This window comes from Allorhizobium pseudoryzae (assembly GCF_011046245.1).
Taxonomy (GTDB): domain Bacteria; phylum Pseudomonadota; class Alphaproteobacteria; order Rhizobiales; family Rhizobiaceae; genus Neorhizobium; species Neorhizobium pseudoryzae.
This window is the reverse complement of sequence record NZ_CP049241.1, coordinates 164,283-186,388: the sequence shown is the minus strand read 5'-3', so window position 1 is coordinate 186,388 and position 22,106 is coordinate 164,283. Positions and strand designations below refer to the sequence as shown.

General features: G+C 64.0%; 21 protein-coding genes and 1 tRNA gene. 12 read left to right on the top strand and 10 right to left on the bottom strand.

Features of this window, described 5'->3' with window-relative positions:
- Positions 1-142 precede the first annotated feature (142 nt).
- The 3 genes from G6N78_RS01085 to mutY are packed head-to-tail and all read right to left on the bottom strand — an operon-like array spanning position 143 to position 2,191.
- Complete coding sequence (locus G6N78_RS01085; protein ID WP_165214758.1) at positions 143-436, bottom strand: putative quinol monooxygenase; 294 nt, start codon at positions 434-436, stop codon at positions 143-145.
- 13 nt (positions 437-449) lie between these two features.
- Entirely contained in the window at positions 450-1,064 is a 615-nt protein-coding gene (locus tag G6N78_RS01080; RefSeq protein WP_165214755.1) for an HAD family hydrolase, read from the bottom strand.
- 32 nt (positions 1,065-1,096) lie between these two features.
- Positions 1,097-2,191, bottom strand: coding sequence for an A/G-specific adenine glycosylase (gene mutY, locus G6N78_RS01075; protein ID WP_234905847.1), 1,095 nt, complete (start codon positions 2,189-2,191; stop codon positions 1,097-1,099).
- 39 nt (positions 2,192-2,230) lie between these two features.
- Here mutY and G6N78_RS01070 point away from each other — a divergent pair, with 39 nt between their 5' ends.
- The 7 genes from G6N78_RS01070 to ppdK all read left to right on the top strand — a co-directional run bounded on the left by G6N78_RS01070 (position 2,231) and on the right by ppdK (position 12,989).
- Complete coding sequence (locus G6N78_RS01070) at positions 2,231-2,983, top strand: glycosyltransferase family 25 protein (RefSeq protein WP_165214752.1); 753 nt, start codon at positions 2,231-2,233, stop codon at positions 2,981-2,983.
- Between the two features lie 96 nt (positions 2,984-3,079).
- Positions 3,080-4,294 (top strand): O-antigen ligase family protein, encoded by a 1,215-nt coding sequence (locus G6N78_RS01065; protein WP_165214749.1) that lies wholly within the window; start codon positions 3,080-3,082, stop codon positions 4,292-4,294.
- Positions 4,295-4,296: 2 nt separating this feature from the next.
- Positions 4,297-4,800, top strand: a complete 504-nt coding sequence (locus G6N78_RS01060) for a DUF721 domain-containing protein (RefSeq protein ID WP_165214746.1) — start codon at positions 4,297-4,299, stop codon at positions 4,798-4,800.
- A gap of 144 nt (positions 4,801-4,944) precedes the next feature.
- Complete coding sequence (locus tag G6N78_RS01055) at positions 4,945-5,649, top strand: DsbA family protein (RefSeq protein WP_165214743.1); 705 nt, start codon at positions 4,945-4,947, stop codon at positions 5,647-5,649.
- Between the two features lie 105 nt (positions 5,650-5,754).
- Positions 5,755-9,216, top strand: a complete 3,462-nt coding sequence (locus tag G6N78_RS01050; RefSeq protein WP_165214740.1) for a chromosome segregation SMC family protein — start codon at positions 5,755-5,757, stop codon at positions 9,214-9,216.
- 83 nt (positions 9,217-9,299) lie between these two features.
- Positions 9,300-9,713, top strand: coding sequence for an Ivy family c-type lysozyme inhibitor (locus G6N78_RS01045; RefSeq protein ID WP_165214737.1), 414 nt, complete (start codon positions 9,300-9,302; stop codon positions 9,711-9,713).
- A 600-nt stretch (positions 9,714-10,313) separates the two neighbouring features.
- Positions 10,314-12,989, top strand: a complete 2,676-nt coding sequence (ppdK, locus tag G6N78_RS01040; RefSeq protein ID WP_165214734.1) for a pyruvate, phosphate dikinase — start codon at positions 10,314-10,316, stop codon at positions 12,987-12,989.
- A 7-nt stretch (positions 12,990-12,996) separates the two neighbouring features.
- Here the strand turns inward: ppdK and G6N78_RS01035 are convergent, their stop codons facing one another.
- Both G6N78_RS01035 and G6N78_RS01030 read right to left on the bottom strand, forming a co-directional pair.
- Positions 12,997-14,046: a glycosyltransferase family 4 protein gene (locus G6N78_RS01035; RefSeq protein ID WP_165214731.1), complete on the bottom strand. Its 1,050-nt coding sequence runs from the start codon at positions 14,044-14,046 to the stop codon at positions 12,997-12,999.
- Between the two features lie 30 nt (positions 14,047-14,076).
- Positions 14,077-14,352 (bottom strand): hypothetical protein, encoded by a 276-nt coding sequence (locus tag G6N78_RS01030; protein ID WP_206531592.1) that lies wholly within the window; start codon positions 14,350-14,352, stop codon positions 14,077-14,079.
- A 141-nt stretch (positions 14,353-14,493) separates the two neighbouring features.
- On the opposite strand from G6N78_RS01030, the gene G6N78_RS01025 reads away from it, so the two are divergent.
- Entirely contained in the window at positions 14,494-15,423 is a 930-nt protein-coding gene (locus tag G6N78_RS01025; RefSeq protein WP_165214728.1) for a DUF1499 domain-containing protein, read from the top strand.
- Positions 15,424-15,459: 36 nt separating this feature from the next.
- Here G6N78_RS01025 and G6N78_RS01020 read toward each other — a convergent pair whose 3' ends face one another.
- Together G6N78_RS01020 and G6N78_RS01015 are read right to left on the bottom strand one after the other, a co-directional pair.
- Complete coding sequence (locus tag G6N78_RS01020) at positions 15,460-16,380, bottom strand: MBL fold metallo-hydrolase (protein WP_165214725.1); 921 nt, start codon at positions 16,378-16,380, stop codon at positions 15,460-15,462.
- A gap of 62 nt (positions 16,381-16,442) precedes the next feature.
- Entirely contained in the window at positions 16,443-16,742 is a 300-nt protein-coding gene (locus tag G6N78_RS01015; RefSeq protein WP_165214722.1) for a cupin domain-containing protein, read from the bottom strand.
- A gap of 175 nt (positions 16,743-16,917) precedes the next feature.
- Here G6N78_RS01015 and G6N78_RS01010 point away from each other — a divergent pair.
- Positions 16,918-16,992 (top strand) — tRNA-Gln (locus G6N78_RS01010).
- A 165-nt stretch (positions 16,993-17,157) separates the two neighbouring features.
- Positions 17,158-17,475, top strand: coding sequence for a hypothetical protein (locus G6N78_RS01005; RefSeq protein WP_165214719.1), 318 nt, complete (start codon positions 17,158-17,160; stop codon positions 17,473-17,475).
- Between the two features lie 255 nt (positions 17,476-17,730).
- On the opposite strand, the gene G6N78_RS01000 is transcribed toward G6N78_RS01005, so the two are convergent.
- Positions 17,731-18,084, bottom strand: a complete 354-nt coding sequence (locus G6N78_RS01000) for a hypothetical protein (protein ID WP_165214716.1) — start codon at positions 18,082-18,084, stop codon at positions 17,731-17,733.
- On the opposite strand from G6N78_RS01000, the gene G6N78_RS00995 reads away from it, so the two are divergent.
- Together G6N78_RS00995 and G6N78_RS00990 are read left to right on the top strand one after the other, a co-directional pair.
- Positions 18,053-18,463: a hypothetical protein gene (locus G6N78_RS00995; RefSeq protein WP_165214713.1), complete on the top strand. Its 411-nt coding sequence runs from the start codon at positions 18,053-18,055 to the stop codon at positions 18,461-18,463. The genes G6N78_RS01000 and G6N78_RS00995 overlap by 32 nt on opposite strands.
- 98 nt (positions 18,464-18,561) lie before the next feature.
- Complete coding sequence (locus G6N78_RS00990; protein ID WP_234905846.1) at positions 18,562-19,530, top strand: LacI family DNA-binding transcriptional regulator; 969 nt, start codon at positions 18,562-18,564, stop codon at positions 19,528-19,530.
- Positions 19,531-19,605: 75 nt separating this feature from the next.
- On the opposite strand, the gene cysN is transcribed toward G6N78_RS00990, so the two are convergent.
- Both cysN and cysD read right to left on the bottom strand, forming a co-directional pair.
- Entirely contained in the window at positions 19,606-21,108 is a 1,503-nt protein-coding gene (gene cysN / locus G6N78_RS00985) for a sulfate adenylyltransferase subunit CysN (protein WP_165214708.1), read from the bottom strand.
- A complete protein-coding gene (cysD, locus tag G6N78_RS00980) occupies positions 21,108-22,064 on the bottom strand; it encodes a sulfate adenylyltransferase subunit CysD (protein ID WP_165214705.1) in 957 nt (318 codons plus the stop codon). The genes cysN and cysD overlap by 1 nt, the downstream gene beginning before the upstream one ends.
- Between the last annotated feature and the right edge of the window lie 42 nt (positions 22,065-22,106).

Genomic DNA, 22,106 nt, shown 5'->3' with positions numbered 1-22,106 from the left:
AATGGCATTCCTCATTGCACGGAGACAATGATCCACCGCCGCCGTCGATGAGCTTCCTTTTTCGGTCCTTTCTCCAGTCCCGAAGAGGGATATGACGCCCGGATCTTGCTGAAGATCCGGGCGTCAATTTTTTCTGGTCGGGTCAGGCATCATCCCCGGTTCGGATGCGGAAGTGCCGCTCGATGCCGGCGGTGACGCGGAACCAGTCGGAGGCGCGGTTGCGCGCCTGGTGCGCTTCGAAGGCCGCTTCGTCGATGAAGATTTCCGAAACGATCAGTCGTCCGGCGACCGTCTTGCTGGGCGAGATCTCGAACTTCAGGCATCCGGGTTCGGCCCGCGTCAGCCGGATATGCTCCGGCAGTGCGGCGAGAACCGCCTCCAGTCGGCTCGAGGGAACGTCGATATGTCCGTCGAGATAGATCTTGTCGTCTGCCATGCTGTCCTCCGCTTCACACTGTGATGCCGTAGGCGCCAAGATCGCGGCGCAAGGTTGCGGCATCGGTAAACTGTACGGCCTGCCAGCCCGCCGCGCGGGCACCCTCCACGTTCACCGCCGTATCGTCGATGAACAGCGTATGCGTGGGATCGAGGCCGAAATCCTGCGTATGCTTATGGTAGATCTCGACAACCGGCTTGATGAGAAAAACCTCGCCGGACACCGTGACACCGCGCGTACGGTTCAGGAAGGGATACATCTCGCGGGCACGCTTGAAGGTGTCGGCGGCAAAATTCGTCAGCATGGTCACGTCGTGCCCCGCCTCGATCAGCCCTTCCATGATCGCGACGCTCTCGTCGTAGGCGTGCGGCACCATTTCGTGCCAGTGTTTGCGGAAGGCGCGGATCCGCTCCTCCTGGTCCGGGTATTCTTTGATCAACAGCGCTTCGGCCTCCGGCCAGGCGCGCCCGCGATCCTGCTCCAGGTTCCAGTCATGGGTGCAGACGTTCTGGAAGAACCAGCGGCGTTCGTCCTCGTCCGGAATGATACGGCTGAAGGGAATGTTCGGGTCGTAATGGATCAGCACCTTGCCGATATCGAAGACGATGTGCTTGATCTCAATGGTCATAAAACAGTCCTCTCCTCAGATGTTGTGTCGATTTAAATCGATTTGAATGCCAGTGGAAGGGCTTGGGTAATGACTTTTTTCATGACCGTCGGCAGCGCCTGGCTCTCCAGCGTCGCAACCGGCTCCCACCATCCCTCCACCTTCTCCGGTTCCTCTACCTGCGTACGGAACACGCTCAATCGCAGTTCGAAATGGGTAAAGACATGGGTCACCACGCCGCAGGTCTGCCAGTCCGCGACAAAGGGCGCATGCCCGCTCGTCGTGCCACCATCGACACGGGAGGTCCAGTCGGTCGTCGGCACCTCGGTCATGCCGCCGAGCAGGCCGGATGCCGGGCGGCGACGCAGGAGCACGGCGCCGTCTGTCGTCACAGCCACGAAGGCTGCGCCCAGTCGCACCGGCTTCTCCTTCTTTGCCGCCTTGACCGGAAAACGCTCCGGCTCGTCGGTCAAAAGCGCCAGACAGTCGTCGCGGAAGGGACAGAGCGCGCAGGCCGGGCGTTTGGGCGTGCAGATCGTGGCGCCGAGATCCATCATCGCCTGCGCAAAGTCGCCGGGTCGCTCGCTGGGCGTCAGATCCCGCACCTTCGCCTTCATCAGGGGCTTCGACCCCGGCAGCGGCGCATCGATCGCGTAGAGCCTGGAGATGACGCGCTCCACATTGCCGTCCATCACGGCGGCCGGACGGTCAAACGCGATGGCGGCCACGGCGGCGGCCGTATAATCGCCGATGCCCGGCAGCGAGCGCAGGCCGTCTTCGGTATCGGGAAAGATGCCGCCATGCTCCGCCGCCACCGCCTCGGCGCATTTCTTCAGGTTGCGGGCGCGGGCGTAGTAGCCGAGCCCCGCCCAGGCCGCCATGACATCGTCCACCGGAGCGGCTGCCAGATCGTTGACGGTGGGCCAGGTATCGAGGAATTTACGGAAATAGGGCTTGACCGCCTGCACCGTTGTCTGCTGGAGCATCACTTCCGAAAGCCAGACGTGGTATGGCTCGGCCCGTCTACCCGCCTCCCGCTCGCGCGGTGTCACCCGCCACGGGAGTTCCCGATGGTGCCGGTCATACCAGGAAAGCAGGGTCTCGGAGAGGCGGGGCTGTGCAAGCATCGGGTCAGGAGAATGGGTCATGGTCGGCCCCAGTGATAGAGCGCGGTGACGTTGAAGCCAATGGCAGTAGAGATGGAATTGCCGGTCCTCCTCATTAATATCGAGCGCGCGGCGGCACGACGCCAGTTGATCGAGGGGCAGGCGGCGGAACTCGGCATCACGCTGGAACGGGTCAAGGGTGTCGATGGCAGCCAGGTTGCGCAGGATGACTGGGCGGATGTCGATCTCGATCTCTTCCGCAATCGCAACGGCCGCCCGATGATGGCCGGTGAATATGGCTGTTACCGCAGCCATATCAATGCGTTCGATCATCTCGTCGCAAGCGGCAGCAAGGCCGCGCTCGTCATCGAGGATGATGTGGCGCTTAGCCGGGACCTGATGCAGCGGGCTGCGGCCATTCTGCAGGCCGTGCCGGATGATTGTGTCGTCAAGTTGGTCAACCATCGCACGGTCGCCTTCCGGCACCGCTTCACCAGCGCCATGGGCGATCGCATCGGACTGTCACGCTTCGGGCCGCAGGGCTCGTCCGCCTGTTATCTTTTGACCGCCAAGGCCGCCGCGCGGTTGGCGGAGCGCATGCTGCCGCAGTCGCTGCCGCTCGACAGTGCGCTGGAGCGCTCCTGGGATCACGGTGTGCCGGTCTATACGACGGAGCATAACATCATCGATTTCGGGGCGCTGCGCAACGAGACGCTGATTGCCAGCCGGGCGGATTACCGCGGATTGAAGCTGCGCGGACTGAAGAAGATGCCGACCCATATGTTTCGCGTCGCTGAAGCGTTCAGGCGTGCAATTTACGCCTTCCTCAGATAGACCTCGGTTTTTGACCCGGTCCACCGGACCGGGATTCGAGTGTTCTTGCAGGAATTAAAAGGTCAGATGAGTTTGATGATGTCGTTCAGGAGATTTATGCTTGCGCGCCGGCGGATAGACCTTTGGGTGCTCGGGCTTGCTGGCATCATGTTTCCGCTCTATCTGCCGGGACCTGTCGGGATTGCGAGCTTCTTTGCGATCTGCGGCCTCTATGTGGTCTTCTCAAATCCGCGCCGAACCCGCTCCTACGTGCTGTCCGCTTATGGCGTCGTCGTTCTCTATTGTGCCTGGTCGATCTTCCTGATTGCCATGCGGGGTGAACTCGAGACGGGGAACCGTCAGCTCGGTTTCATGCTTCTGCTGTTCGGCGCAACCTTCATCGGACCCGGCCTCTGTCTCGTGCGCCGGCCGCTCAGAACCTTCGTGCTGAGCACCCGCATCGGCAGTCTTGCGGCCTTTGCCGTCGCGTTCGGCATGTTGATGTATCACGGGCATGATCTGGAACGTTACAGCGGTGGCGGCAATGCTGCGATCGTGGCGCTTCTGGTTCTCTTGGGCGCGATTGTCGCAACGATCCGTCTCGATCAGCCGCCGCGCTTCCTGCCGAACGGCCTGCAGTATATCGCGCTTGCCAGCTTCCCGATCTTCCTGACCGAAACGCGGGCGGTCCTGATCCTGGTGCCGGTGCTGTTCGTCGCCGAATTCTTCTTCTGGAGCCTCGGCTGGCGGCCCCGTGTGCGCAACCGCAGTTATGCCGCCTTGCTGATCGGCATGGGCGCCCTGCTTCTGTTGCCGCCGGTGCAGGACATGCTCATCGACCGCTTTTATAGCGTCTACGAATATTATGTGGCCGGCGCCAATACCTACAACATGGAATCGGGGGATATCCGTCTGACCATGTGGGCCTCGGCGCTCGCGGTGATCAAGCAGCACCCCTTTACCGGCGTCGGCCTGATGGACATGTTCGCCCTGATGAAGGTCGAGGCCGGCAGTCATGCCGGCATGATCGACGGCTTCAAACACGTGCATAATTTCGTGCTTCAGGAACTGCTGGCTAACGGCGTCGTTGGCCTGGTGCTTTTGTTTGCGATCCCGACCGCTCTTCTGCTGACCGTGTTTCGCCAGACATCGCAGGGGAGCATTCGCCGCTGCGCCGTCTATTTTTATGGCAGCGTGGCCACGTTTGGCCTGCTGCACGATCCGTTCTATCATGAGTTGTGCCTGTCCACGAGCATGCTGTTCTTCGGCTGCCACATGGCGCAGTTCCGCCGCTGGAACATGCTGACGCTGACGGCGGAAAGAAAGGTCTGACCATGGCAAAGCCGCGCGTTCCACTGCAGATCGCGGAGATCGCCAACGGCATCATGGACCCGGTCCTGGCGCGCCGGGCCGGGATCACCACGGCGCTCCTCGGCTCCTGGGACGAGATCGCCGGCGAGGATTTTGCCGATTGCACGCGACCGGAAAAGATCGCCTGGCCGCGCCGGGATGGCAGCGAGGGGCCGAGCGGCCACCAGCCCGGCACGCTGACGATTGCCTGCGAGGGCGCGCGTGCGCTGTTTCTCAGTCATGCCCAGGGCGAACTGATCGAGCGGATCAACGGTTTTTTCGGTTTTCCGGCTGTTCGCCAGGTGCGCATCGTGCAGAAGCCGGTCTCCGCGCCGGTCAAGTCACGCCGAAAGCCGCAACCCTTGCGGGGGGACGCCGCGCGGCGCCTGCACGACATGATGGACGGCATCGAGAACGAGGCGCTGAAGAAGGCGGTCGAGCGTCTGGGCACGGCGGTCATGCAGCCGGGCGCGCGCCGCCGCCCGTAACGGACCGGCTGCTCAGCCGCCGTTCATCTTCCGCGTGTCACGATTGTTTGAGAAAACCCTTCGTGCTGGTGCTTGTTCTCCACCTAACGGCACGATACGGAAGTTGACCATGAAACTGCTTATTTCTGAACAATGGGTGTCCCAATGCCGATGAATGCGTTGACAATCTCCAGGCGCCAGCTTCTTGGCGGTGTCGCAGCCTCTGCCTTCAGCCTCACGCTGCTCGGCCAGGTCTCCGAAGCCTTCGCGCAGGAAAAGCCGGAATCCGCCGGCAAGGTCGATATGGACAAGGTCCTGCAGCCGGGTCCGCTGCCGGAAATGTCGATCGGGGATGAGAAGGCGCCGGTGACGATCGTCGAATACATGTCGATGACCTGCCCGCATTGCGCTCATTTCCACGCCACGACCTTCGATCCGATCAAGACGAAATATATCGACACCGGCAAGGTGCGCTTCATCCTGCGCGAGTTCCCGTTCGATCCGGTCGCGACGGCCGCCTTCATGCTGGCCCGTTGCAATCCGTCCGACCCGAAGCAGCTTGCCGGCTCCAAGGAATATTACGCCATGGTCTCGATGCTCTTCAAGCAGCAGCGCGCCTGGGCGGCTCCGGCCGATGGCAATGTCCGCGCGGCCTTGCTGCAGCAGTCGAAACTCGCTGGTTTTACACAGGAGAGCTTCACCGCCTGCTTGACGAACCAGAAGCTTCTCGATGATGTGAACGCCACGATGAAGCGGGGCGCCGAGGAGTTTGGCGTGAATTCGACGCCCACCTTCCTGATCAACGGCAACCGCTATTCTGGAGACATGTCGGTTGAAGCCATGTCTGCCCTTATCGACAGCATGCTCTGAGACGACCGTTTCCGCAATGGATGAGGGCGTGCGGCGTTACTGCGCGCCCTTTTTGCTGCCCGCTGACGGCGTGGCTGCTGGCCTGCCTCTCATGAGGCAATGCGCATGAAGTTCAACAAGCTGCGCCTCACCGGCTTCAAGTCCTTCGTCGAACAGACCGAATTCATCATCGAACCGGGCCTGACCGGCGTCGTCGGCCCAAACGGCTGCGGCAAGTCGAACCTCGTCGAAGCGCTGCGCTGGGTGATGGGGGAAAACTCTTACAAGAACATGCGCGCCTCCGGCATGGACGACGTGATCTTCTCCGGTTCCGGCAACCGCCCGGCGCGTAATACGGCGGAAGTTGCGCTGTTCCTTGATAATACCGACCGGTCGGCGCCCGCCGCCTTCAACGACAGCGACGAGATCCAGGTTTCGCGCCGCATCGAGCGGGAGCAGGGGTCTGTCTACCGCATCAATGGCAAGGAGGCGCGCGCCAAGGATGTGCAGCTTCTGTTCGCCGATGCTTCCACCGGTGCCCGCTCGCCCTCCATGGTCGGGCAGGGGCGGATCGGCGAGCTGATCCAGGCCAAGCCCCAGGCGCGGCGCCAGTTGCTGGAAGAGGCTGCCGGCATTTCCGGCCTGCATTCGCGCCGCCACGAGGCGGAGCTTCGCCTGCGCGCCGCTGAAACCAATCTGGAACGCCTGGAAGACATCACCGCACAGCTGGAAAGCCAGATCGAGAGCCTGAAACGCCAGGCACGCCAGGCGAACCGCTTCAAGATGCTGTCCGCCGATATCCGCCAGCGGGAAGCGCTGCTTCTGCATATTCGTTACGTCCAGGCCCGCGAGGCGGAGAACGAGGCGGCGATGGCGCTCAATGCCGTCACCTCTCTGGTCGCGGAAAAGGCGCAGGCGCAGATGGAAGCGGCCAAGGCGCAAGGCATCGCCAGCCTGAAACTGCCGGAACTGCGCGAGGCCGAAGCCAAGGCCGGTGCCGCCCTTCAGCGCCTGCAGATCGCCCGCAGCCAGCTCGACGACGAAGCCGACCGTCTGTCGCGGCGCCGCGACGACCTGATGCGCCGGCTGGCCCAGCTGGGCGAGGATATTCGCCGCGAAGAACAGCTGATGGCCGACAATGCCGATGTGCTGGCACGGCTTGATGGGGAGGAGGAGGAGCTTCGCGCGCTGCTCGACCAGTCCGGCGAGGAAGCCGACGAGACCAAGACCGCCTTTGACGTGGCCGCCGCCAAACTGGCTGAAAGTGAACGCCAGTTCGCCACCGTGACCGCCGAGCGGGCGGAAGCGGCGGCAAACCGCGCCCAGCTGGACCGCACGATCCGCGATCTTGCCGATCGCCGTCTTCGCCTCGACCGGCAGCTGTCGGAGGCGGAGAGCGAGGTCGAGGCCCTGACCGAGAAGCTCGCGGGCCTTGCCGATCCGGAGGAGCGCCGCGAGGCGGTCGAGGCGGCCGAAAGCGCGCTGGAGGACGCGGCCCTGGTGATCGAGGCGATCGAGGAGCGGCTGGCGGACGCCCGCACCCGCGAGATCGAGGCCCGCCGCCCGGTGGAGGCCGCGCGTGCCAGCCTGAACGGTCTTGAGACGGAAGCCCGCACCATCCGCAAGATGCTGGCAACGGGCGCGGCGAGCGGCAGCTTCGCCCCGGTTGCGGAGATGATCCGCGTCGATCGTGGGTTTGAGGCAGCCCTTGGCGCGGCGCTGGGCGATGATCTCGACAGCCCGCTCGACAATTCGGCACCGGCCCACTGGTTGAAAAATGGCGACGGGCGTGACGACCCGGCGCTTCCCGCTGGCGTCCTGCCGCTCTCGGCCCATGTGACAGCGCCGCCGGAGCTCAACCGGGCCCTGCGGCAGATCGGCATTATCGAGCCCGCCGACGCTCAGCGAATGATGCCGCAACTGAAGCCCGGCCAGCGGCTGGTGACGAAGGACGGTGCTGTCTATCGCTGGGATGGCCACGTCACCGGCTCGGAAGCGCCGTCTGCGGCGGCCCTACGTCTTGCCCAGAAGAACCGATTGTCCGAGTTGGAGGCCGAAATCGACGAGGCCCGCATCATCCTGTCGGAGGCCGAAAGCCTGCTGGCGGATGCCGGCGAGGTGATCCGCGCCGAGGAAGCGAACCTTGCCGAGGCGCGCGAGCGCAGCCGCATTCTCACCCGCACGCTGTCGGATGCGCGCGAGGCACTTTCCCAGGCCGAACGGGCTGCCGGCGACCTGATGCGCCGCCGCGCCGCTGTCGAGAGCGCGCTGGATCAGTTGCGCGGGCAGGGCGAGGAACTCGACGAACAGGCCGAGACCGCCCGTGCCGAGTTGGACGAGGCGCCGGACCTTTCGGATGTCGATCGGCGGCTTGCCGCGCAGCAGATGGCGGTGGCAACCGACCGCGCCGAACTGGCGGAGGCGCGTGCCCGTTTCGAGGGATTGTCGCGGGAGATGGATGCACGGCGCCGCCGCCTCTCGGCCATCGCGCAGGAGCGCGGCACCTGGGTCGCCCGTGCGGCGAGCGCCGAGGATCATATCGCCACCCTGCGCGAGCGTGAGGAAGAGGCCCGCGACGAGGTGGCCGAGCTCGATCAGGCACCGGAGGAGTTCGAGGACAAACGCCGCGCTTTGCTGAATGAACTGCAGAAGGCGGACGAAGCGCGGCGCGAGGCCGCCGATCGTCTGGCTGAAGCGGAGACGCGCCAGCGCGAGGCCGACCGGCTGGCAGCAACGGCACTCGCCGAACTGGCGGAAGCCCGCGAAAAGCGCGGCCGCGCCGAAGAACGCCTGGTGTCTGCCGCAGAACGCCGCCACGATGCGGAAAACGCCATCCGTCAGGCGCTCTCCGTCGAACCGCACGACGTGTTCCGTCATGCCGGCATCCAGCCGGGTGCCGCGCTTCCCGATACGGTCCAGGTGGAGCGGGAGGTCGACCGGCTGAAGATCGAGCGCGAGCGGCTGGGCGCCGTCAACCTGCGCGCCGACGAGGAGCAGAAGGAGCTGTCGGAAAAGCTCGCGAGCCTTATCAAGGAACGCGACGACATCATCGATGCGATCAAGAAGCTGCGCTCTGCCATCCAGAGCCTCAACCGCGAGGGACGCGAGCGGCTGATCGCCGCCTTCGATGTGGTGAATGCGCAGTTCCAGCGCCTGTTCACCCACCTCTTCAACGGCGGGACCGCCGAATTGCAGCTGATCGAAAGCGACGATCCGCTGGAAGCCGGGCTGGAAATCCTCGCCCGCCCGCCGGGCAAGAAGCCGCAGACCATGACGCTTCTGTCCGGCGGCGAGCAGGCGCTGACGGCCATGGCGCTGATCTTTGCGGTGTTCCTGACCAATCCCGCGCCGATCTGCGTGCTGGACGAAGTGGACGCGCCGCTCGACGACCACAATGTCGAACGTTATTGTAACCTGATGGACGAAATGGCGGCCTCGACCGAAACCCGGTTCGTCATCATCACCCATAACCCCATCACCATGGCTCGGATGAACCGGCTGTTCGGGGTGACCATGGCGGAGCAGGGCGTGTCCCAGCTGGTCTCCGTCGACCTGCAGACCGCGGAACTGCTGCGCGAGGCAAGCTGAGCCGGTATTTGTGCCCAGCCTCCCGTGGCTCGTCAGCCCCGAGCGCGATGCACGCCCGCTTTGGAAGACATGGGAGCAACATCATGATCGCCCGCCTTCTCCTTGCTTTCCTTTTGCTCCTTCCGCTCCAGGTGTTTGCGGCGGAGGCAAAGTCCGGCCGTTTCCTGCAGGAGGTGATCTCCTCCTCGACGGCGCACGAACAGAGCCTGCGCCAGCTGCTGCAGGGGGAACGGGGTTTGCCCTCCTGGGTCCGCAACATGCTGTCCCGGCCGCGCTACGTCTCGGGTGCCTCGCAAGCCGTCATCGTTGATGGAACGGCAATGGAGCTTTTTGCCGCCTGCCTTGCCAAGCAATGCCCTGACAGCCACATGCGGGTTCTGTTTCTGCCCGATGGCAAGGTGGTCGCACTGCGTGCGGCAGACAAAATTCTCGGAGAAGTTGTGCTCGGCAACCCTTCAGCCGAGGCGCTATCTCAATTGCGACGGGAAGGACTGTAGGCCGCGACGTCGCGACATGCTGCGGCTTTGAGCCCAATGCTGCCATGTCATACGACGACAGGTGTCAACGACGAAGCTGATGGTGGCGATGGCTTGATAAAGCAGGATTTTTGGCGGAATTTCGCGCGTCCCTACCCCTTTTGAGGGGTGCCTATAATTTCTTGTCCCCCTATTATGACTGCTATCGAAGCTCAGAATGTTGTGCTACGCAACAACCATACGTCTGTTTCTTTCTGGCGTATGCGCGTTTCGCACCCCCCGGCAGGGTTCCTGTACCTGCCGGAAGGCTTTGCGGGGCCGGAGCAGGCGGCCCCGCAAAGCCTGTTATCATCTTGATGAACCCTCCCTGTGGCCACGCGCAATTACCCGCTCAGGCTGCAAATATTCATAAGGCCGTTCCAGGCGGAACGCTCTCCAGATCCCATTTATGGATCGCCAGCATGTCCGCATCGCCTCCATCCCGCAGCCGTTCCGTCAGAGAAAGTGCCGCAATTTTGTTGCATTGCAGCATCATCCTGCACACCCCCGGTTTTCAAGGGCCTTCAACTCCTGTAAATGCTTGAGAAAACAAGAAGCAGTTATGCTCGGTGGAGGAGAACGATGACGAAATGGGTCTACCGCTTTGGTGGCGGAGAGGCGGAGGGGCGGGCATCCGATGTCGCGCTGTTGGGCGGCAAGGGAGCAAACCTTGCCGAAATGGCTTCGCTTGGCCTGCCGGTGCCGCCGGGCCTGACCATCACCGCCGATGCCTGCCTTGCCTATTTTTCCTCCGGCAAGCAGCTGCCTGACGATCTGAAGGGGCAGGTTCTCGATGGAATCGCCGAGATGGAGCGGCTGACCGGCCGCACCTTCGGCGGCTCCGCCCATCCGCTGCTCCTCTCCGTGCGCTCCGGCGCCCGCGCCTCCATGCCCGGCATGATGGATACGGTGCTCAATCTCGGCCTCAATGACGAGACGGTCCAGGCGCTGGGCCACGATGCCGGCGATGCGCGCTTTGCCTGGGACAGCTACCGCCGGTTCATCCAGATGTACGGCGATGTCGTCATGGGCCTCGACCACGAGATCTTCGAAGAGATCCTGGAGGATGAAAAATCCCGCCTCGGCCATGATTACGACACCGAACTCTCCGCCGTCGAATGGCAGCATGTCGTTTCCCTCTACAAGCAGGTGATCGCCGAGGAGCTGGACGAGGAATTCCCGCAGGATGCCGGGGTGCAGCTGTGGCGGGCGATTGCCGCCGTCTTTTCCAGCTGGAACAATGCCCGCGCGGTCACCTATCGCACGCTGCACCGCATCCCGCATGACTGGGGAACGGCGGTCAATGTGCAGGCCATGGTGTTCGGCAATCTGGGTTCCTCGTCGGCCACCGGCGTTGCCTTCACCCGCAACCCCTCGACCGGGGAGAAGAGCCTCTACGGCGAATTCCTTATCAACGCGCAAGGCGAGGATGTGGTCGCCGGCATCCGCACGCCGCAATCGCTGACGGAGGAGGGCAGGCTTGCCGCGGGTTCGGAAAAGCCCTCGCTCGAAAAGCTGATGCCGGAGACCTTTGCCGAGTTCAAGGCGATCTGCACGCGGCTGGAAGCCCATTACGGCGACATGCAGGACGTGGAATTCACCGTCGAACGCGGCAAGCTGTGGATGCTGCAGACCCGCTCCGGCAAGCGGACCACGCGCGCGGCGATGAAGATCGCCGTCGATCTGGTGGATGAGGGCGTGATTTCCGAAGAGGAGGCGATCTGCCGCATCGAGCCGCCGTCGCTCGACCAGTTGCTGCACCCGACCATCGATCCGCGGGTCGAGCGCACGGTGCTTGGCTCCGGCCTTCCCGCCTCGCCGGGGGCGGCATCCGGCGAAATCGTCTTCACCGCCGAAGATGCGGTGGCCGCCGAAGCGGAAGGCCGCAAGGTCGTGCTGATCCGCATCGAGACCAGCCCGGAAGACATTCACGGCATGCATGTGGCTGAAGCGATCCTGACGACGCGCGGCGGCATGACGAGCCACGCCGCCGTCGTCGCGCGCGGCATGGGCATCCCCTGCGTCGTCGGCGCCGGGGCGCTGCGCGTCGATATGCGCAACGAACTTCTGATCGGCCCCGGGTTCACGCTGAAGCGCGGCGAGATCGTCACGGTCGACGGCTCCTCCGGCCATCTGCTGAAGGGCGACGTGCCGATGATCCAGCCGGAACTTTCCGGCGATTTCGGCCGGCTGATGCAGTGGGCGGACAAGGCGCGTCGCATGACGGTGCGCACCAATGCCGATACGCCGGCCGACGCCCGCGCCGCCCGTTCCTTCGGCGCCGAAGGCATCGGTCTTTGCCGCACCGAACACATGTTCTTCGAGGGCGGCCGCATCCATGTGATGCGCGAGATGATCCTCGCCGAAGACGAGGCGGGGCGGCGCGCGGCGCTCGACAAGCTTTTACCCATGCAGCGCTCGGATTTCACCGAACTCTTCACCATCATGTCGGGCTTGCCCGTGACGATCCGCCTGCTCGATCCGCCGCTGCACGAATTCCTGCCGAAGAGCCAGGAGGAGATCATCGAGGTGGCGGCAGCGATGGAGATGGAGCCGGCGCAACTGTCGCGCCGGGTCGAGGCGCTGCACGAGTTCAACCCGATGCTCGGCCATCGCGGCTGCCGCCTGGCGATCTCCTATCCGGAAATCGCCGAAATGCAGGCGCGCGCCATCTTCGAGGCGGCGGCTGCTGCCGCACGCGAAACCGGTGAAGCGGTCGAACTGGAGATCATGGTGCCGCTCGTCGGCCTGCGCTCCGAACTCGATTACGTGAAGGCCTGCATCGACAAGGTGGCGGCCGATGTCTCCGCCGAGACCGGCATGCAGATCGGTTTCCTCGCCGGCACGATGATCGAACTGCCGCGCGCGGCAATCCGCGCCCATGTGATTGCCGAAACGGCGGATTTCTTCTCCTTCGGCACCAATGACCTGACACAGACCACCTTCGGGATTTCGCGCGACGATGCGGCAAGTTTCATCCCCACCTATCAGCGCAAGGGCATCATCGTGCATGACCCCTTCATCTCGCTGGATTTCGATGGCGTCGGCGAACTGATCCGCATCGCCGCCGAACGCGGCCGCAAGACGAGACCCAGCCTCAAGCTCGGCATCTGCGGCGAACACGGCGGCGACCCGGCCTCCATCCGCTTCTGCGAGGAAGTCGGGCTCGACTACGTCTCCTGCTCCCCTTTCCGCGTGCCCATCGCGCGACTCGCCGCGGCACAGGCGGCCATCGACGAGCGGCGGCGGGGGAGTTGAGACGACATCAGCTGGGTTTGGCCAGCCACTCCCCAATCCCGTCAAATGTCTCCTCCCAACTCGGCAGCGTCTTGCCAAAACGCCAGGCGCGGTCGGCGAGCGCCTGCAGGCGGGCGCGGTCCGACAGCAGCGGGCGGATGAGGTCGGCCATGCCGGCCGCATCATCGGCGGGAGCAGCCAGCATGCCGCCGGCCGCCCAGGTGGAGACGGCTCCCGAGGCGGTCGTCACCACCGGCATGCCATGCCGGAAGGCTTCCGCCACTGCCATGCCATAGCCTTCGTAGGCCGAGGTTGCGACGTAGAGGTCGCTTGACTGGAACAGGTCTTCCAAATCGTCATCCGCCACGTCGCCTAGAAAGACGAAACGATCCGCAAGGCCGGCAGCGTCGGCCTGCGCCTTGAGAGCCGCCGCATGCTCCGGATAACGCTCCGGATCGCCGGCGATGTGCCAGCGCCAGTCGAGATCCTTCAGATGCGTCGCGACAGCCAGCATGTAATCATACCGCTTGCGCGGAATGATTGCCCCGACGGAGAGGATCGACAGCGGCGCGGGCCGTGTGCCGACGGCGACCCGCGGCACGATCCTGTTGCCGGGGACCGCGACGCGCACCTTGTCGGCGCTTGCGCCATAATGCCGGGCGACGTACCGCCCCGTCTCGTCCGATGTCACGAGAAGGCCGGCAGAGCGGGCGATGGCCTGCCCTTCCGCCTGCCGCAGCATCAGCGCCCTGTCATCCGAAGGGTCACCCTGTTCCTCCACCAGCGAATGATGGAAGATCGAGACCACGGGCAGGGGGAGGGCGGCGAAGACCTCCGCCAGGTCGCAGAGATAGATGTGATCGGTGAGCAGCACCGTATCCTCCGGCAGGCCCCTCAGCGCCTCCAGCAGCCAGCGGCGTTCGGCCTGCGACACCGTCGGAAAACCCGTCTCCAGCATCAGCATGTCGATGCGGGCGCCCTGGCGTTTCAGCGCCTCGAGCAGGTGCATGTTGTAGACATAGCCGCCGGTGCGGCGCGCGTAATCGGCGCTGGCAAGAAACACGATGGGAGCGGGCAAAGGAAGGCGTCCTGGAATGGCGAAGAGCTGCTATTGCCGCTCTACGACCACGCGCCGTTCCAGGATCACCGGCTGGTTCCACATGGCTGCCGACCGTGCCTCGAAGGCGCGCATGTCGGCGCGCCGGTCAAGGTCGAGCTGCAGCAGGCACTGGGCCATGCCATCGGTATTCGGCTTGAAGCCGTAACCCATGCAGGTGCGCGTGTCGGCGGCGCGCCGTTCCTCCGGTGTCATCGTCTGGCAGCCGGACAGGAAGCCCGCCAGCACGGCCATGCCCAAGAGAACGGCGTTGCGTGAAATATTCATGAGGCGGTTCCTCCCGCAAGGGTGACGACGGATACCGCATGTCGTAAAAGAGGAACGGCAAGGCAAGTCAAAAAATCGGCACGCGCGCGCCTTCGCCGAAGAAACCTGCCGACCGCTGAGACTGGGGCAAGTCCGATACACATGGCCGTCCGCTTCGTCAGACCCGTTTCGTCCGCAGCCTTCATGGCCCGCCGGCTGGCGCTCGCGGCCTTCCTGCTGCTCATCATTGCCGTTGCCGCCCATCGGTTCGGGCCCTTGCCGACGCCGCAACTCGCCGCCCTGGTGCTTCTCTCGGCCGCCATCGCGGCTGTCAGCGTGCCTCTGGCCCTGCGCGGGCTGATGCAGCTTTGGGCGATTGGCGCGAGGGGCGGGGTCGCTGCGGCCGGCGCGCTGTTTCTCGCGCTGCCGCCGCTGCTGCTCGTCGGCTTCTGCCTCTGGCGTTTCGAGACCACGCCGCGGCTGTTCGACCTGACGACGGATCTGGCCGATCCGCCGACCTGGGTCCGTCAGCCGCAGGCGGACCAGATCTGGCTGAAACGTCCGATGTTCGTCACCTCCCTGGAGCGGCAGACGCAGAAGACCGCCTATCCGGCGCTCTCCGGGCGCCGCTACGAGGGTGCGCCTGACCGGATCTACGAGGCGGTGATGAAGGTGGCCAAGGCCGAGCGCATGGATCTGCGGCCGCAGGGCGACAGTCCGATCGCGCGGGCGGAAAAGGCGGCAGAACGCCAGGTGCAGGCGGCCGCGCAGGTCGAAGACGCTGCCGGTGCCCTGTCGGCGACGCCTCTGCCAGCGATCGTGCCCGTTCCCCTGCCGCGCCCCGACCGAAAGGTGGCGATCGCCGCCCTGGAAACCCCGTCCGATGTGCTGCTGCAGGGCTCGACCCGCACATTTGCGCTCGGGCTTCCCTTCGATGTGGTGGTGCGCCTGCGCGAGGAGGAGGAAACGACGCTCGTCGATCTGCGGATTGCGGCCCGCTACGGCGCCCACGATCTCGGCTTCGGTGCCGGGCTTGCGGAAGGTTTCCTGCGGGCGCTGGACGCCGAAATGCTGGGCATTGCCAAGCAATAGTACGGGATGCGTCGACCGAGATGACCCGCTGGCTGCTTACGCCACGCGGTACTGGCTGAGCAAGCCGGGCGGGCCGTCGCTGACGATCTCGCCGCGCTCGACCAGGTCCTCCAGATGCGCCAGCACGGAGAGCGCCGCTGCCGGGTGTAGCCGCGGGTCGGTTCGGGCGTAGATCGCCTTCACCATGGCGTCGATCTCGGCATCGCCCGCCTTCACCCGCTCGAAAATCGCCCGCTCGCGCATGCGCCTGTGCGTGCGAAGGCCGCGCAGAAACGCCGGCGGATCGGTCACCGGCCCGCCATGGCCGGGAAAGAAGATCCTGTCCTCGCCCTCGCGGGCAATCAGCTTGTCGACCGATCCCATGAAATCCGCCATGGAGCCATCCGGCGGCGCGACGATCGTCGTCGCCCAGGCCATCACGTGATCGGCGGAAAACAGGATGCCGGTCCCTTCCAGCGCAAAGGCGGTGTGATTGGCCGCATGGCCGGGCGTGTGAATGCCGGTGAGGCGCCAGCCATCGCCCTCCACGGATGCGCCGTCGTTGAGCGTGATGTCGGCGCGGAAATCGTAATCGCAGCTTTCGGTGAAGGGATTGGCTTCGCCCTCGTGCAGCGGACGCGAGGCCCGGTGCGGACCTTCCGCTACCGTCAACGCCCCGGTTTCCGCCTGGAGCCGTTTTGCCAGCGGCGAGTGGTCGCGGTGCGTATGGCTGATCAGGATATGACTGACCACCTTGCCCTTCAGCGCCCGCATCAGCGCCTCGAAATGCGCGTCATCGTCCGGACCCGGATCAATGACGGCAACCTCGCGGCCTTGCCCGACAATGTAGGAATTCGTGCCGTGAAAGGTAAAGGGCGAGGGGTTGTTGCAGGTCACCCGCCAGACACCCCTGGCCAGCGGTACCGCCTCGCCATGCGCGGGTTCGAAGGCAAGGTCGAAATCGGGGGCAGCACGCATGGCATCACACTCGTCTCAAGGCCGTCGGACATCCCGCAAAGCTTGTGCGGGACACGGACGGGTCATTTGTATTCGATTTCGATGAACGACATTGCAGCCGAGCCGCCATTCACCACGTTGTGCGTCGTGCCCGCCTCGCGGCGATAGGCGGCGCCCTTTTCGATCTTTGCCCGCCGTTCGGTCCCGTCTTCCTCTTCGATCAGGAAATCGCAATCGGTCATCGGCACGACCACGTAACCCAGGCCATGGGTGTGAACGCCGGTATCGGCCCCGGGTTCGAAATCCCAGCGGATGATGCGCACCACGGCATCATCGACGAGCGTGGTGGGAACGGCAGGCGGACGGGCACGGAACTGGCTCATGCGGATCTCGTCTCTGTGTGTTTTGGTCTGCGCTGCAAGACGTAACACGCACGCCCGCGGATGCCACAAAAAACTGTCACAAGTGAAAACTTAGAGATTGTGAGGTGCAGGCAGCTTTGCTAAACGCAGAGCGCATTCGAGGGGCCGGTGCGTCGCATAACCCCTCGGTCTCTGGTGGGGCGTAGCCAAGCGGTAAGGCAGCGGTTTTTGGTACCGCCATCCCCTGGTTCGAATCCAGGCGCCCCAGCCATGAGGTTTTCTCGATAAAGTCAGATGCTTCGATAACGTTAGAAAACACTTAGTGTTACACTTTATGGATGCTATATAGATGGCATTTGTCGCCTGGTTCTCCGTTGCGAATCCGTAAGAATATGCGAGATTGAGTTGAGGTGCGATGATACCGAGGGCGATCATCTTGGACGTCGATAGCGTCAACACTAAAGCAGCAAAGATGACGATTGTGGGCTGGTTCGCCGGGTTGGCCTATTACAATTGGTTCTCAAGCACTGCAGTTCATCTGCCGTGGTGGCAGCACGCACTTCTAATCATCGTCGGCATGTTCGCTGCTGCTATCGTAATCGGTGCAGGCATGGCGTTGCTTGCTGGCGGGCTAACAAAGATCATCACCGGTCGCAGTGATGGTAGCATTAATGCGTTCGCATGGGCAGCGTTCATAAGTCCAGTCCTTGCATTCTTCGCAGCCAAGTATGTTTTACAGTTCTTAGGCTCATGACATGAACAGGGCGCATGGCAAGCCGAAGTGGCTTGTCCACAGGGATCGCGGTCAACAAGGTCGCTTGTCCCGCGTATGCGCTCTCATCTGCGGTTCTGCGTGCATCGCTTGTTCGAGGACAACCACGCGGTGGAGTGTGGGATAGGGCCGAAAGAGGCTCGGCTTCGGTGACCGCTGAGATCTATCTCCCCGCAAGAACCGCCCATCGCGGCAGTTCCTGCGGTGACGATTAGGGAAAGGCAGGCGCTCGCCGCCTCACTCCGCCGTCAACAGTTCCTCGCAATAGCTCGGGCCGTTGGCGCCCGGCCGGTCGGCGACGATGCGGATGGAGCGGATGCGGTAGTCTTCGCCGGTCACGAGCTGCGCCGCGCAGCTCACGTTCAGCGTGCGGCCGTCCTTCGTCTTGATGCGGTTGAAACCGCCGCGCCAGTTGTAGACGGTTTCCGAACCGGTCCGGCTGTCGCTGTAGGGCGGAGCGTAGCGGGCAAAGAACGCGCCGGCGGACTTGCCGTTCCAGCGCATTTCGATCGGGTTGGATGCCGGGCCCGTGGTCGTGCATCCCGAGACGAGACCGGCCATGGCCGCCAATGCAATCAAGCGGGTGTTCATGATATCTGCAAAGCCCTTCCTGGAGGAAATCGCGGCCTTTGACCGCGTGAAACGAATGCCGCGCCCGTCTGATGAGAAAGATGTGCGCCGCACCATCGCACTAGCAGAAGTCACCGCATCTTCGCGAGTGGGGTGCGCCACGCCGGCGAAAAAAATTGTAACACTGTTGTCGCAGCCACAACCGGCTATCGTGCAGCCCATTGCCACGCAACACGGGCCGCGCAGCAACGGCGCCACTGTGCCGGCAATGTGGTCGGCAAGCATCCGCTTGGCCAATGCTTCCAAAGTCAGCTATACTTCTTCCAAAGACGGGTTATGCTGCCATAGACTGCAAGAGAGCTGCTCTTTAGTCTCCTGGTTGAGGTGGCGGCTTTCATGATCACCATGACACGCGAAAACAGGGCTGAAGGGTAGGTGCGATTGAGACGAGGGCGGGGCGAACGGACAACGCTGCACGATGTAGCCAGCAAAGCAGGCGTGAGCGCCATCACCGTATCCCGCGTCCTGCGTGAGCCCGAAAAAGTTTCCGCTGAGCTGCGAAGCCGCATTCTCAAGATCATCGAAGAGATGGATTACGTGCCGGACCAGGCGGCCCGGGCACTCGCCAGCCGGCACAACTCGACCTTCGGCGTGCTGGTTGCTTCGCTGACCAACCGTGCCTTCCTCGGGTTCATGCAGGGCGTGGAAGAGCGTGTGCGCGATACCAGCTTCCGCATCCAGTACGCCAACACCCACAACTGCATCGAGGAGGAGAAGCGCCAGGTGCGGCTCCTCCTGTCGCAAAACACGGCCGGCATCGTGCTCGGCGGCATGGAAGGGCGCGAGGCGGTCTCGCAACTGCTGCAACGTGCCGCCTGTCCGGTCGTGCAGGTGGTGGATGTCGGCCTTGAAACGGCCGGAACGGCGATTGCGCTCAACCATATCGAAGCGGCTGCGGCGGCCACCCGTCATCTGCTGGCCTGCGGTTATCGCCGGATCGCCATCCTCGGCGGCTCGCCGGATGAGCGCAGCCGCCGCCGCATCGAAGGCTTCAGCCGGGTGATGCAGGAGGCGGGCCTCTTCGAGCTGGCGCTGATCCAGTACGAAAACGCCGCGACCAGCACCCAGATGGGCTGCCGGCTGCTGCGCCGTGCCTTGAAGGCCGTTCCGGACATCGATGCCGTTTTCTGCCAGAACGACGATATCGCGCTCGGCGTGCTGTTCGAAGCGCAGCGCATGGGCAAACGCGTGCCGGAAGATCTCGGCATCTGCGGCTACAACGATCTCGATTTCGCCTCGGTGATGGAGCCGCCGCTGACGACCATCCGCACGCCGCTCTTCGAGATGGGCTACCGCTCGGCGGACCTGATGATCCGCGCCGCCTCCGGCAAGCGCATGGAGCGCCAGACGATCGACCTCGGTTTCGAGCTGATCGAACGCAAAACCACGCGTCGGATTCCCGCCTGATCCTTGCGTCGGGGGCGACAACGAAAAGCCGGCCGCCTCCGTCGGAAGGCCGCCGGCTTTTGCTCCCGGGAGGGATTATTCGATGTCTCCGAACAGTTCGGCGGCCCTGGCGGATGTCACCCGGCGCACCTCCGCCTCGTCGCGGCGGGCGGCAAACAGTTCGGTCGCCATCAGGTCGTCGGCGAGGTCCGCCGGCAGCGACAGAAGAACCCGCTGCTGATCGCGGTGAATGCCGCCGAGATCGGACCGCTTGGCGCTGACCATGCCGCCGGCCACCGTGTTCAGCGTGTCCGGATCGATCAGGATGAAGGCTCCGGTGTTGCGGTTCTGATCGTAGGCGTCGAAAATCGCCGCCTCGTCGAAGGAGAGGCGCACCTTGCCGATCGCATTCATCGGCAGGGCATCGGCATGGTTCTTCCACTTGGCGGTGGCAAGATCGAGCTGCGAGACCGGCTGCACGGTGACGCGCTGGCGGCGGGAGCCTGCCTTCAGCCAGTAGCGCTTGCCGGGTTCGATGCCACCCGGCTGCAGCGCCACCAGCTGTGCATCGAAAGAGACGCCGGTCATCGGCTGGGCATCGAGCGAAACGATCATGTCGCCGCGCGATACGTCCACCTGGCGATCGAGCACCAGCGTGATGGCATCCCCCGCAACGGCGGCATTGCGCACCAGGTCGAAGGTGACGATCTGCTTGACGTTGGCGACCATGCCGGAGGGCAGGATGGCGACGGAATCGCCCGGCTTGATCGAACCACCGGCCACCGTGCCCTGATAGCCGCGAAAACTCTCGCCGGGGCGCGAGACGCGCTGCACCGGCAGGCGGAAACCGCCGGCGGCCGCCGTACGGGTAGTGGCAAGCTCCAGCGTCTCGACCAGCGTCGGGCCCTCATACCAGGGCATCGTGGCGCGGCCGTCATAGACGACGTTTTCACCCTTCAGCGCCGACATCGGGATGGCGGTGACCTGGCGCACTCCAAGCGACAGCGCCAGCTCCTTGAAATCATGCGAGATCTTTTCGAAGACCGCCTTATCGTAGGCGACCAGGTCGAACTTGTTGACCGCCAGCACGAACTGCTTGATGCCCATCAGCGAGGCGATCGTGGCGTGCCGGCGCGTCTGTTCCAAGAGGCCGGAGCGCGCATCGACCAGAAGCACGGCGAGATCGGCGGTCGAGGCGCCGGTCGCCATGTTGCGGGTATATTGTTCGTGGCCGGGCGTGTCGGCGACGATGAAGGAGCGGCGGTCGGTCGAGAAATAGCGATAGGCAACATCGATGGTGATGCCCTGTTCGCGCTCGGCCTGCAGGCCGTCGAGCAAAAGGGCGAAATCGGGCAGGCCGAGGTCGTTCTGCTTGCCGCTGTCACGCGAAAGGGCGGCCGCCTGGTCTTCCTTCACGGCCTTGGTATCCCAGAGCAGCCGGCCGATCAGGGTCGACTTGCCGTCATCGACGGAACCGCAGGTGATGAGGCGCAGCGGCCGGGTGTCGCGCACCGCCTTCACCGCATCGGTGATCGGCACGACGTTGCTGACGTCATTGCTGACATCATGTTGGGCGGCGATGGTGGAGGGAGCAGTCATCAGAAATATCCTTCGCGCTTCTTCTTTTCCATCGATCCGGCCTGGTCGCGGTCGATGGCGCGGCCCTGGCGTTCGGAGACGGTGGCGATTTCGAGTTCGGCGATCACCTCATCCAGGGTCGCCGCGGTGGAGCGGATGCCGCCGGTCAGCGGCCAGCAGCCGAGCGTGCGGAACCGAAGCAGGCCTTCCTGCACCTGCTCGCCGGGCAGCGCCTGGAAGCGCGGGTCTTCCGCCCACATCAGCATGCCGTCGCGCTCCACGAACTTGCGCGTCTTGGCATAGTAGAGCGGCGGCAGAGGAATGTTTTCCGCCTGGATGTAGCGCCAGATATCGACTTCCGTCCAGTTGGACAGCGGGAAGGCGCGCACGCTCTCGCCGCGGCGGACCATACCGTTATAGAGGTTCCACAGTTCCGGGCGCTGGTTGCGCGGGTCCCATGTGTGGTCGGGCGTGCGGAAGGAATAGATGCGTTCCTTGGCGCGGGAGGCTTCCTCGTCGCGCCGCGCACCGCCGAAGGCCGCATCATACTTGCCGGCGTCGAGCGCCTGGCGAAGGGCCTCCGTCTTCATCACGTCGGTGTGGTAGGCGGAGCCGTGGGTGAAGGGCGAGATGCCTTCGGTGGCACCGCGCGGATTGGTGTAGACGACGAGGTCGAGATCGAACTTTTCCGCCATCTCGTCGCGAAACGCGATCATTTCGGGGAATTTCCAGCCGGTGTCGATGTGCAGCAGAGGGAAGGGCACGCGGCCAGGATAAAAGGCCTTGCGCGCCAGATGCAGCAGCACGGACGAATCCTTGCCGATCGAATAGAGCATCACCGGGTTCTCGAACTCGGCCGCCACCTCGCGGAAGATGTGGATCGCCTCGTTCTCCAGCGCCTTCAGGTGCGGATCAAGCGGCGGCTTGACGGCCGGGTCGTTCCGGTGCGGGTCGAATTCAGAGTTATGCGTATGCATGATCGTCCATTGTCCTTCTCGCCGCGTCCGGCAGCTTCTTTA